This window comes from Burkholderia sp. WSM2232 (assembly GCF_000472545.1).
In the GTDB taxonomy this organism is placed as follows: Bacteria; Pseudomonadota; Gammaproteobacteria; order Burkholderiales; family Burkholderiaceae; genus Paraburkholderia.
Map to the genome: position 1 here is coordinate 440,267 of NZ_AWZV01000003.1, position 12,119 is coordinate 452,385.

At 65.4% G+C, this 12,119-nt stretch carries 10 protein-coding genes; 9 read left to right on the top strand and 1 reads right to left on the bottom strand.

Annotated elements, in window-relative coordinates; translation table 11 throughout:
• The first annotated feature begins 170 nt into the window (after positions 1-170).
• From F757_RS0101990 to F757_RS0102035, 9 genes are all read left to right on the top strand, one after another.
• The gene (locus F757_RS0101990) at positions 171-2,438 is read left to right on the top strand and encodes an FUSC family protein (protein ID WP_027209920.1); all 2,268 of its coding nucleotides are present in this window, start codon (positions 171-173) and stop codon (positions 2,436-2,438) included.
• Complete coding sequence (locus F757_RS0101995; RefSeq protein ID WP_027209921.1) at positions 2,435-3,976, top strand: efflux transporter outer membrane subunit; 1,542 nt, start codon at positions 2,435-2,437, stop codon at positions 3,974-3,976. The genes F757_RS0101990 and F757_RS0101995 overlap by 4 nt, the downstream gene beginning before the upstream one ends.
• On the top strand, positions 3,966-4,166 hold the full coding sequence (locus tag F757_RS0102000; protein WP_027209922.1) for a DUF1656 domain-containing protein: 201 nt from the start codon (positions 3,966-3,968) through the stop codon (positions 4,164-4,166). Before F757_RS0101995 ends, F757_RS0102000 begins: the two co-directional genes overlap by 11 nt.
• A 65-nt stretch (positions 4,167-4,231) precedes the next feature.
• Positions 4,232-5,191 (top strand): HlyD family efflux transporter periplasmic adaptor subunit, encoded by a 960-nt coding sequence (locus F757_RS0102005; protein ID WP_027209923.1) that lies wholly within the window; start codon positions 4,232-4,234, stop codon positions 5,189-5,191.
• 153 nt (positions 5,192-5,344) lie between these two features.
• Complete coding sequence (locus tag F757_RS0102010; protein WP_027209924.1) at positions 5,345-5,782, top strand: PRC-barrel domain-containing protein; 438 nt, start codon at positions 5,345-5,347, stop codon at positions 5,780-5,782.
• Between the two features lie 404 nt (positions 5,783-6,186).
• A complete protein-coding gene (locus F757_RS0102015) occupies positions 6,187-8,037 on the top strand; it encodes a PAS domain-containing sensor histidine kinase (protein ID WP_232221323.1) in 1,851 nt (616 codons plus the stop codon).
• Positions 8,027-8,704, top strand: a complete 678-nt coding sequence (locus tag F757_RS0102020; RefSeq protein WP_027209926.1) for a response regulator transcription factor — start codon at positions 8,027-8,029, stop codon at positions 8,702-8,704. Before F757_RS0102015 ends, F757_RS0102020 begins: the two co-directional genes overlap by 11 nt.
• A gap of 813 nt (positions 8,705-9,517) precedes the next feature.
• Complete coding sequence (locus F757_RS0102030) at positions 9,518-10,474, top strand: helix-turn-helix domain-containing protein (protein WP_027209927.1); 957 nt, start codon at positions 9,518-9,520, stop codon at positions 10,472-10,474.
• Positions 10,475-10,583: 109 nt separating this feature from the next.
• Positions 10,584-10,997 (top strand): DUF3331 domain-containing protein, encoded by a 414-nt coding sequence (locus F757_RS0102035; RefSeq protein WP_027209928.1) that lies wholly within the window; start codon positions 10,584-10,586, stop codon positions 10,995-10,997.
• Positions 10,998-11,127: 130 nt separating this feature from the next.
• Here F757_RS0102035 and F757_RS0102040 read toward each other — a convergent pair whose 3' ends face one another.
• Positions 11,128-12,117 (bottom strand): cytochrome d ubiquinol oxidase subunit II, encoded by a 990-nt coding sequence (locus F757_RS0102040; RefSeq protein WP_027209929.1) that lies wholly within the window; start codon positions 12,115-12,117, stop codon positions 11,128-11,130.
• Positions 12,118-12,119 lie beyond the last annotated feature (2 nt).

A 12,119-nucleotide genomic window follows, 5' to 3' on the forward strand; every position in this document is an offset into this window, starting at 1 on the left:
TCGGTTTTTGGCGCGGCATCTCGCGTATGCGCAAAAACCGTGCTTTTGCGCAAAGGCGGCCGTTGCTTCTATCGCAGACTGACGACGGTACGCATAGCGCGGCATGCACGCGGCCAGAGCTGCGGCCGAGCCACACGCAACTTCACATCGAGCAGAACACGGGGAGCCTGATGACACTGCAAGCGGACACGGCCACCGCAACCTTGCCCCGATGGCGCAGCGAGCTGAGCACCTACTGGAGCGACGACGGCCCGCGCTTTCGCCATATCGCGAAGGTAGCCATCGCGATGACGCTCGCGATGTGGCTGTGCATGCGCCTCGAACTGCGCACGCCCGCTACCGCGATGGTCTCCTGTGTCATCGTGATGATGCATCAGCAAAGCGGCATGGTGATCGCGCGCGGTTTTTATCGCGGCCTTGGCATAGTGGGCGGCAGCTTCGCCGGCCTGGTGCTGATTGCGTTGTTTGCACAGCAGCCCTGGCTCTTCCTCACGGCGCTGGCAGCATGGATCGGCGCGTGCGTGTTCGGCGCGGCGTACTACCGCAATTTCCAGTCATACGGATTCGTGCTGACGGGATACGGCACGGCGATTACCGCCATACCCGTCTGGTCGAATCCTTACGCCGTGTACGACAACGTGGTGTTCACGGTGAGCGAAGTGGTGATCGGCGTGGTCTGCGCGAGCGTGGTCAGCGCGGTGCTGCTGCCGCGCCCCGTGGTGCCCGAACTGTACGCGTCGAGCCGCAAGAGCTTCACGAATCTGCTCAACGCAATGCACGCAGTGCTGGAGCGCGCGGCGACGCTCGCCGGCTTCGACACGTTTGTCGCGCTGATACGCGAGCGTGTCGGTGTGGAGAGCCTGCGCAGCGGCGCGGTGTTCGAAGATCCGTTGATCCGTTTGCGCAATCCCATCTACATGGACTTCGACCGCGGCTTTCTCGATACCGTCGGCTGGATTCACGCGTTGCAGCAGTTGCAGGCGCGTGCCGCCGCACAAGCGCACCCGCGCGCGCTCGCCGCGGTGCAGGAACTGCTTGGCGGGCTGCTTGCGGTGGTGCCCAATCACGCACCGGCCGAGCTCGTCACAATCGAACAGGTGAAGGCCACGGCGAGCCGCCTCGACGCATTCGAAACGGCTTTGCCCGCGCAATTGGGCCGCCTGCTGCAATCGCTCGCGGACTTGCCGCCGCACGAGCGCCAGTTCGTCGCGGCCACCGGCGGGGCGCTGTTCTTTTCAATCGACGATCTGCGCAGGATGTGCGACAGCTATGTCGCCGCGCGCAGCATTGTCCTGGCGCCCTGGCCACAGTCGGTACTCGGGGCTCTCGCTCGCCTCGGCCGCGCTCGAACGACGCGCGCGAACGCCAACCGGATTGCCGCGACCATTGCGGGCGCGCGCGCGGCGGTTGCGGTGTTGCTGGTCGGTGCGGCGTGGATGGCGTCCGGCTGGGTGGGCGGGGCGACGGCGATTGTCGCCGTGGCCATCACAAGTGCGCTGTTCGCGCTCGCACCCAATCCGATCGTGGCGAGCTGGCAGATTTTCGGCGGCTGCCTGGGCGGCTGGATCGCGGGGTTCGGGTTCAATTTTTTCGTGTTGCCGCGCATCGATACATTCGAATTGCTCGCCGCGTCCATGGCGATCTTCGTGATGGTGGGCAGCTATGTGAACACCTTTGCGAAGACGGCCATTCTTGGACTCGGCTTTAGCCTCTACTTCTGCTTTATCGTCGGCATTACGAACCCGACGGTCTATAACCCGAGCGGGTATCTCGACACGGGCTTTGCGCTCTTGTGCGGTATCGCGGTCGCCGCGGTCGCGTTTTCGGTCCTGGTGCCGCGCGCGGGCGAGTGGATCAACGCGAAGTACATCGGCCAGATTCGCGCCTTGATTGCAGAGGACGCGCGCGACGGCGAGCTGGACGACCTTCTGTATCGCTTCGAAGCGGGCGTGCGCGACTTCATGCTGGAGGTCGCACAGGCTCCGGTGGACCGGCACCTGGACCGCGAGCGCCTGATGGCCTGGGCGTTCGCCGCGCTCGAGATCGGGCGCGCGATGATCCTGATGCGCATGCATACCGAGCAGCTCGCCGGGCGGCTGAGGCAAGCGCGGGGCGAAGGGCATGGCGAAGCAGAATCAGGCGGCGAAAACCGCCCGCCATTGCCGCCGGGATGGCGCGCCGCGCAGCAGGCGTGGCTGGCGGCGCTCGCCGAGGCTTTTGTCGTCGCCACGCCGCAGGCCGTCGACAATGCGCGGACAGCCACCCGGCGCGCGCTTGATCTGCTGCCGCCGGAACCGGGTATCGCTGTCGACGCGAACACGCTCGCGCGCTACCGGATGCGCGCGTTGCTGCATCTCACCGAACTGACGCTGACCGACGACACGCTGAGCGTGTGGCGGCCCGCGCCGCTCGGCCACACGAAGCGGGCGCCCGCATGAAACGGCATTTCGAGTCCTCGTCCTCGTCCTTTTCCTTCTCTTCGTCCATCTGCTGGCGCGCGGCGTGGCGGCCGGCGACAGCCGCGCTTGCCAGCGCGCTGCTGCTTGGCGCATGCATCGGCGATGGCGGCATTCACACGCGCGAAACGCCGTTCGACGCCGCGGCGCTCGATCCGGGCGCTGCGCTGCGCGCCACGCAGGCCGATGCGAAATGGCCGGCCGGCGGCTGGTGGCGCCAATGGAACGATCCGCAACTGGACCGGCTGGTGGCGGACGCCACCGCCGGCAATCCCGGCTTGCAGGCGATCGGGCAGCGCATCGAGGTGGCGCGTTTTCAGGCGCAGGTGGCGGGCGCAGCCGAACTGCCGCAACTGAATGCGAGCGGCAGCTTCGAGCGCCGGCGCTACGCGCGCTACACGACGCCGGCGCCGCCCGGCGGCACGACGGTGTGGAGCAACAGCATAGAGGCGGACCTTTCATACGATCTCGATCTGTGGGGCAAGTCGCGCGCGCTTCGCGAGGGCGCGCTCGACAATGTGCGCGCGGTGGCCGCCGACGCGCGTTTCGCTCAGGTGGAACTGCAGACCGCCGTGGTCCGCAGCTATGTGCAGTTGTCGCTGGCGTATGCGTTGCTCGACGTTCACAGCGCCGTGCAAAGCCAGCAGCAGCGCACGCTCGACATTGCAGAGCGCCGCTTTCGCGCGGGCGTCGGCAGCGGCCTCGAGGTCAGCCAGGCCGAAAGTCAGCTGGCGATGAGCACCACGCGGTTACAGCAGGCGCAGCAGCAGATCGCGCTCGCGCGCATCGGCCTTGCCGGGCTGGCGGGCAAGGGGCCCGGTTATGGCGACACGTTGCGCCGTCCCAACCTGGCGCTCAGCGTGCCGGTGAAGCTGCCCGCCTCGCTGCCGGCGGATCTGCTCGGGCACCGCGCCGACGTGGTGGCCAACCGTTGGCGCGTGCAGGAAGCGGACAAGGGCATTGCCGCGACGCACGCCGATTTCTATCCGGACATCAATCTGGTCGCAATGGCGTCGCTCGGTTCCGCGGCGACTTTCGGCGGCTTCCTGAACTTCGTCGACAGCAATGGCTTGGGTCACGGCGCAGGCGCGGCGATCTCGCTGCCGGTTTTCGACGGCGGCCGGCGGCGCGGCAACTACGGCGTGGCGGTCGCCTCGCGCGACGCCGCCGTGGACGCCTACAACCAGAGCGTGGTCAACGCGCTGCAAGGCGTTGCGGCGCAGGTGGTGTCGCTGCGCTCGCTCGAAGAGCAGCAGGCTTCGGTGCAAAGCACGCTCGCGTCGACGCGCAAGTCGTTCCAGCTGGCCGACGCCGGTTATCGCAGCGGTATCACCGAATTTCTCAATGTACTTGCCGCGCAAAACGCGCAACTGGAACAGCAGGAGAGCCTCGCGGCAATTCAGGCAAAGCGGCTCGATGCGTGGGCGCTGCTGATGAAGGAACTGGGCGGCGGGTTCCAGGCCGACGAGTCGCAGGACTTGCCGCACGACTTGCCGCAAGGAGTGGCGAATGCCCGGTGAAATCGACCTCTTTTCGCTGCTCGTGCCGGGCTTGCTGCCGATTCTCGTCGGCTGCGCGCTGCTGTTCGTGGTTCTCGACCTCGTGCTGGCGAGATTCGGCTTTTATCGCTGCACGTGGCACCCAAGCCTCTTTCGGGTGGCGCTGTTTGCCGCGCTGTTTAGCGGCGCCTCGCTGCTGTTGTGGCAATGAACGGCCACGGCATCCACCATTTTTTTCACCCCACCGACTGCCCACGCTAACGCCAGGTCATTTAGATGAAAACGCAATCCATCCTGCGGGCCGCTTTCACGCTCACGCTGCTCGTCGTCGCGATCGTGCTGGTTCGCATGCTCTGGCTCGAGTACATGTACTCGCCGTGGACCCGCGACGGCCGGGTCCGCGCGAAGGTCGTGCAGGTCGCCACCGACGTCTCGGGGCTGGTCAGCGAAGTGCGCGTCGTGGACAACCAGTGGGTGCGCAAGGGCGACATTCTGTTCGTGCTCGACCCGGCGCGCTTTCACTACGCGCTTGCTCAGGCCGACGCGGATCTGGCGCGTGCGCAGGCGCAGATGGCTCAGGCGAAGGCACGCATGGCGGCAAGCGCAGCGGATCTGGCAATGAAGCGAGCCCAGGCCGCGCGCCGCGCCAACCTGGCGGGCGACGTTATTTCTGACGAAAGCCGGCTGGATTTCGCGTCGCTCGCAAGCCAGGCCGCGTCCGACCATGCCGCCGACGTCGCCGCCTACAGCGCCGCCGAAGCCACCGTCAAGGCAGCCGTGGTGGCGCAACAGACAGCCGCACTGAATCTGGCGCGCAGCGAAGTGCGCGCGCCCTCCGACGGCTTTATCACCAACCTCAATCTTTACCCGGGCGACTTTGCTACCGCGGGCAGCGCGCGCATGGCCCTGATCGACTCGAACTCGTTCTGGGTCTACGGCTATTTCGAGGAGACCAAGCTGCCGCGCGTGCACGTCGGCGATCGCGCGGTGGTGCGACTGCTGTCGGGCGGCGCGGACATCGAGGGGCACGTGGACAGCCTCGCCTCCGGCATCGCCGACCGCGACAATTCGACCAGCAACGGCGATCTGCTAGCGGACGTCAATCCGGTCTTCACGTGGGTCCGGCTCGCCCAGCGCGTGCCGGTACGGGTTCATCTCGACCGCATTCCGGCCGGCGTCAGGCTCGCGACGGGCATGACGTGCACCGTCACGCTCCGGCCGCGAGGCGCGCCCTGAAGAGATGCGCGGCGCGACATCGTGCGAATCGAAAAACATGCTCCGCGCAAAGCGTTCACAGTAGCGCTCAGCGACGCCCGCCGCTCAAGGCAAAGTCGGGCGCCGTGGTGCAAACAGGCAATTCCGTTCAACGCATTTCGTGGAGAAAACATGATCAAGGCAAAGTGGGCAATCGTATTGATGGCGGTGTCGGCATTGGGCGTGGTGAGCCAGCAGGCCAGCGCGCAGGTGGCGGGCGCGCAGCCGATCGGCATTAGCGTCGAACAGACGGCACTCGTGGTGGAAGGCTGGAGTGTCAAGAAAAGCCTGCTCGGCAAGAGCATCTATAACGACGAAGGGCAGAAGGTCGGTGTGCTTCACGACATCATCATTGCGCCCGATAACGCGGTCTCGTTCGGCATCGTGGCGGCGCACCAGTTTCTGGGCGTGTCGCACCATGACGTGGCCATCCCGATGTCGCAACTGGACTACATGAACGGCAAGCTCGTGTGGCCGGGCGCCACCCGCGAAGCGGTCAAGGCGATTCCCGCATTTCAGTATGCGAAAGTCCGCACGGTGCCTATCGCGCGTAAAGACTTCGGCCATCACTGAGCCCTGAGCCTTGAGCCTTGAGCCTTGAGCCTGGAGCCCTAGGCCCTAAGCTCCGACCGAGGCATGATGCGCCGCCGCCGCAGGCGGCGGCGCACCGAAGCACCGAAGCTCGCTCTCGAGCCGTGGCGCGGCGTCTCGCGCGAGCGGCTGGCAGCGGCCCGAAACCGGGCTCGCCGCGCAAGGCGCCGGGCATTTTTGAAGCCTTAAGGAAAAATAAGTTTGCGATTCGCGACGCGCGGTGCATGATCGCTTTCATCATGAAAGCGATCGCTCGCTGCTACGTCCGGTGTGAGGTGTGCTGACAGCCACCCGGCTGTCATTCGACGGACAGGCTGCGGTATTCGCCAACCAACGCCCGTTATCTACGTGATGTCCGCACTCAACCACTCCGTCAAAGTCCTGCCATGCGGCGCCCCTTCGACCCGCTTGTCGTGAAGACGTCGGCTCGGGCGACGCTCGCGCTGCCGTTCGAGCGCAACGTGCTGCTGACGCTGGCGGCCGTCATCTCACTGTGCGTCTTCGTCCTTGACGCGCTGACTCCACTCGATATCGCCGTCGCCGTGTTTTACGTGGTCGCAGTGCTGCTGGTCGCCTCGACCGGCGAGCGTCCGTCCACGGTAGCGGCCGCGTGGGGATGCGTGGTGCTGACGCTGCTGGGCTTCGTGATCTCGCACGAGGACAGCTATTCGAGCGGCGCGATCGCGCGCTGCGTGGTCAGCCTGCTGGCGATCGCGACCACCTCGATACTCGCTTTGCGAATTCAGGCCGCCACCGCGACGCTGCGCGAGCAGGTGGAACTGCTCAACCTGGCGCACGACGCGATCGTCGTTCACGACATGAACGACCGCATCACGTTCTGGAATCACGGCGCCCAGGCGCTGTACGGCTGGAGTGCGCAAGAGGCGCTCGGGCAGTCGCTGCAGGAATTGACGCAAACCTCGTACCCCGTGCCCGACGAACAGGTCCGCTCCGAATTGCTGCGCGCCGACCGCTGGCATGGCGAACTGCAGCGCGTGCGCCACGACGGCAGCGTGGTGGTCATCGCGAGCCGCGCCGCGCTGCTGCGCGACGAGAAAGGCAACCCGCGCGCGGTGCTCGCGACCAACAATGACATTACCGACCGCAAGCGGGCCGAGCAGGCACTCGAGCGCAGCGAGGCTTTCCTGCGCGACGCCCAGCAACTGAGCCGGACCGGCAGCATTGCGATGCGCTTTCCGGCCGGCGAGATGTGGTGGTCGGACGAAGCGTACCGCATCCTCGGATACTCGCGGGACACGCTGCCCTCGATCGACGCGTTGCTCGCGCGCGTTCATCCCGACGATCTTGCGCTCGTGCGTGGCGCCTTCGAACAGACTGTTGGCGCAGAGCCGCTAGTCGATATCGAACACCGGCTCACCATGCCCGACGGCAGCATCAAGCACGTTCACTGCGTGGCCCATCTTGCTGCGACGCGGTCCGGCCACAAGGAGTACGTGGCGGCGCTGATGGACATTACCGACATGAAGCGCGCCCAGGAAGCGCTCGCGCGCACCAACGACGAACTCGCCCACGTGACCCGCATCACGCTGTTGGGCGAGTTGGCCGCGTCCATTGCGCACGAGGTTGCGCAGCCTATCGCGGCAATCGCCGCCTGCGGCAGCGCGGCGTTGCGCTGGCTGAACCGGCCCACGCCGGAGCTCGAGGAAGCGGCGCAGTCGCTCAGACAGATCGTGCGCGACGCGAAGCGGGCGGACGACGTGATCCAGAAGATCCGTTCGATGGCGAGAAAACGCGAGCGCCGGCCGACGGCGGTGGACCTTGCCGCGGTGATCGTCGAGTCGATCGAGCTGGTACAGCGCGAATTGCAGCGCAACCGCATCGAGCCCGAGCTCGACCTTGCCGAACCGCCGCTTGCCGCCTGTTGCGACCGCGTGCAATTGCAGCAGGTCATGATCAACCTGATCATGAACGGCGTGCAGGCGATGGCGGAGGTGGCGGGGCCGCGCAGGCTGAGTATCGCGACCCGGCGGCTGGAGGACGCACAGGTGCATGTGATCGTGCAGGACTGCGGCACCGGCATCGGTGAAGAAAACGCCGCGCGGCTCTTCAACACGTTTTTCACGACCAAGCCGGACGGCATGGGCATGGGCTTGTCGATCTGCCGCTCGATTGTCGAAGCGCACGGCGGGCGCATCTGGGCCGAGCCGCGCGCAGGCGGCGGTGCGGTATTCCAGTTCGTGCTGCCCATCGATAAAGGAGGATGTCATGAGCAGTAGTCTGCATGTCGAAGAGGGCGCCGGCGCCATGGTGTATGTGGTCGACGACGACGAATCGATGCGCGATGCCCTGCGCACGCTGTTGCGCTCGGTCGGGCTCAATGTGCAGACCTTCGGTTCCGCTCAGGAATTTCTCGGCATCGACATGCCGGACGTGCCGAGCTGCCTCATTCTCGACGTGCGCCTGAAGGGGCAGAGCGGGCTCGCGGTGCAGGAGCAGATAACGGCGAGCCAGCTCGGCCTGCCCATCGTCTTCATGACCGGACATGGCGATATCGCGATGACCGTGAAGGCCATGAAGGCGGGCGCCACCGACTTTCTCGCCAAGCCGTTTCGCGATCAGGACATGCTGGACGCCGTCGAGCAGGCGTTGGCGAGCGACGCGCAGCGTCGCGCGGCGAGCCGCTCGGTCGCCGACTTGCGCCGTTGCTACGAGTCGTTGACGCCGCGCGAGCGCGAGGTCATGGCGTTCGTCGCCGCCGGTCTGATGAACAAGCAGATTGCGGGCGAGCTGAACCTGAGCGAGATCACGGTGAAGATTCACCGCGGCCAGGCCATGCGCAAGATGGGCGCGCGCTCGCTTGCCGATTTCGTGCGCAAGGCGGAGACGCTCGGGCTAGATCTGCCGCAACGTACCGGAGCGGCGGCGCGCAGGTCCGACGCCTGACGATGCGCGTGCCGCGTGGATTGCGCGGGCCGATGCAGCGGGCAGGCGCCGCGTCCGTGGTGCCCACCGTGCGGATGCTGAGGCAGGTTCGGGCGGTGCCGTTAGCCGGGTGATTGCTGTTTTTGCCGTTGATGCGTTTATGCGTTGGTGTCGCCAGTGCCGTTAATGCTGTTAATGCCGGTAGTGCCGCTAGTGCCGTTAATGCCATTGATGCCGCTGATGCGTTAATGCCGCTGATGCGTTGATGCCGTCGATGCCGCTGATGCGTTGATGCCGTTGATGCCGCTGATGCGTTGATGCCGTCGATGCCGTTGATGCGTTGATGCCGCTAACGCCGTTAATGCCGTTAATGCCGCTAATCCGCCAGTGCCGCCAGTGCCGCCAGTGCCGCCAGTGCCGCCAGTGCCGCCAGTTCCGCCAGTTCCGCTCGTGCCGTCCAGGCCGCTAATACGGCTAAAGCCGCCGCTGCGCTAAGGCCGCCGATGCGGCGCTTGCGGGCACTGCGGCCGCACCGCGCGGCTTGCCGGCTCATACGAAGGTATAGGCGCTCCACCGTTCTGCGCACCGAGCCTCGGCTGGGCGGGCCGTGACCAATCATCCTGCGCAAAGCGGGGTCTGCACGGCCCACGCTGCGCTGCGCTCGTCGGCGCGCTTCGCGGCATGGCTAAACCTGCGAATAGGACGCCTCAACCATAGGTCATTGAGACCACACCTAAGTAGGGCTGGTTGCACGACTTGCCGCGCGATACCTTCTCGTCAACACAGCGCCGTCGCGCTCCGGCACTGTGTCCCAACTAACCGGATGACCAGATCATGACCAGTTCGTCGACGTCGTATCCTGAACCCACGGTTGCATTCGCAAGAAGGAGCCAACTAAGCCGGATCGGTGTGGAGCACCACTGGCGCTGCCCTCGCGAAGACGCGCTCAACGCGCACGAGCCGGGCGGCATACTGGTGTCGCGCTGGACGCGTCACGACCTGGAGCCCGTCGAGGTCGCCAACCCGGGAAGCGCCACGCATCACTGCATCGCGATGAACCTGAAAGGCACGTCGCTCCGATTCGTTTATGCGGGCCGCACGCTCGTACATGGCAGAGTGACCGCCGGTGCGGTGCAGATCACTGCGCCTGAAGTGCCGTGCAGCGCAACCTTCGAGGCGCCCGGCGATGTCTTGCACCTGTTCGTCTCGCAGCAGGTGCTGAGCGAATGTTTCGAGGACACCTTCGGCCGGCCGCATGGCGGCGAGATTCGCCTCGACGCGCCTGGCATCGTGTGCGATCCCGCGCTCGAGCGCCTCGCGCAGGCGCTCGCGGTTTCGCAGTCCGACGACGCCGCACTCGGCAAGGTGTTCACGGACGGAGTGAGCCTCGCCATCGTGTCGCGCGTGATCGCGCGGCATTTCTCGCTGCCGCAACGGCAGCGTCGCGAGGCAAGTCCGCTGCCGCCGTGGCGGCTTAGCCGCGCACTCGAATTCGTCGATGCACACCTTGCGGAATCGATCGGGCTCGAGGACATCGCCAACAGTACCGGACTCACGCGCATGCACTTCGCGTCGCAGTTCCGTCGCGCAACCGGCATGCGTCCGCATGAATATCTGCTGCGCCGCCGGATCGAGCATGCGCAGCAGCTCTTGCGCGAATCGAAACACAACGTGTTCGACGTTGCGCTGAGCTGCGGCTTTCGCTCACAGGCGCACTTCACCACGGTATTCAAGCGCTTCGTCGGGCAAACGCCACATTGCTGGAAGATGAAAGCAAACGCCGGCCAGTGAGCGCATTTCGCAGGAACGGGTTCGCGCAATGGCGGGCGCTGCACTGCCTTGCAACGTATCTCGGCAACGTGACGATTAACGGAATCATCGGTACAAGGGGAGCGAAAAAATGCTGACGAAAGCGGGTGGCAACGATCCGTGGCAACAGACGCTTGGGCTGTTGTCCACGTTGTCCGGCGGCGCGAATTCAGGCGTCGGTGACATCGCAGCGCTGGCTCAACGCGCTGGCCGCAACGGCGCACGGCTCGCCGCGTTGAGCCAGCGCTCCGCCGTCCAGATCCAGGTGATCGACCGGCCGAGTAGAACGACAGCCACCGTGATATGGCGGGATTCCACGCATTGCTCTTACGGCGACCAGACTTGGCATGCAAGCCGCGCGCGGACCGCCGGCGTCTGTGCAATGAGCGGCCGCGCCATTCAGCGCGGCGACGCGATCTATAAGCCGAGGCCTTGCAGGCCGGCCCCGCTCAACGCGGGCGCCATGATTCTGGGCTCGGTGATGAACGAGGCAGCGCCCGCATGATATGAGGTGAGGGCCTGCACCCGCATGCATCTGCATGCACCCGCATGCGCCCGCCTGCACCCATCTGCACCTTCAAGCCGTTACGACGGCGCCGCGTGCATCGCACGCACGGCGCTTTTCACTGCTCTTCTCACCCTTCCTGATGAGCCGCGGCTCCCACCTTGCCGCGGAAAATATAGTACTGGTACAGGTTGTAGCCGATCATTACCGGAAAGATCAGGCCGATGCCGATCAGCATGAACGCGAGCGTGGGCGTACCCGATGCGGCCTCGATTACCCTGAGCTTGCCAGGCACGAAGTACGGAAACAGACTCACGGCGAGCCCGGCGAACGACAGCAGAAAGAGTGCGACGGAAGCGCGAAACGGCCCGTTCGAGCTGCCCAAATAGAGTGAGCCCATGATGAAGGCGAACGCCACTGCCGCGGCCACACCGAGTGCGCTCAGCAAATGGAACACGCCCGGTTGCGTCCAGCGGTCATGTCCGACGTCGCTGATGAACCATGTCGCCGCAGTCAGCACCACGGCCGCAGCGACCGTAATGAAAGCGCTGAGAAGGGCGAGCCTGCGCGACCATTGCTCGAGCGAGCCTACCGTCTTTTTCACGAGATAGGTCGAGCCGAGCAGCGCATAGCCCGCTACCACGCCGATTGCGGAGACGGCCACGAACACGCCGCTCATAGCGCCCGGCGCGAGCCCCGTGATGAGCTTGCCGAGTATCACGCCCTGCGCAAGCGCCGCGACCAGACTGCCGATGCCGAACACCTTGTCCCACAGCGGTCCGTGCGACACGCTATGACGGAATTCGATCGCCGCGCCGCGCATGATCAGACCGGCAATCAACAGCATGACCGGCAGATACAGATCCTGCAAAAGCAGCGCATAGGCAAGCGGAAAAGCGCCGAACAACGCGCCGCCCAGCACGACGAGCCAGGTCTCGTTGGCGTCCCAGACGTGGCCGATGGTCTGCACCATCGCGTCATGATCCTCGCGGCGTTTGCGCAGGAGACTGAGTATGCCGATGCCAAGGTCGAAGCCGTCGGTAATCACGTAAAACGCCAGCATCAGACCGATCAGACCGAACCAGGTGATAGCGAGCATTGCATGTGTAGAGCTGTCCATAA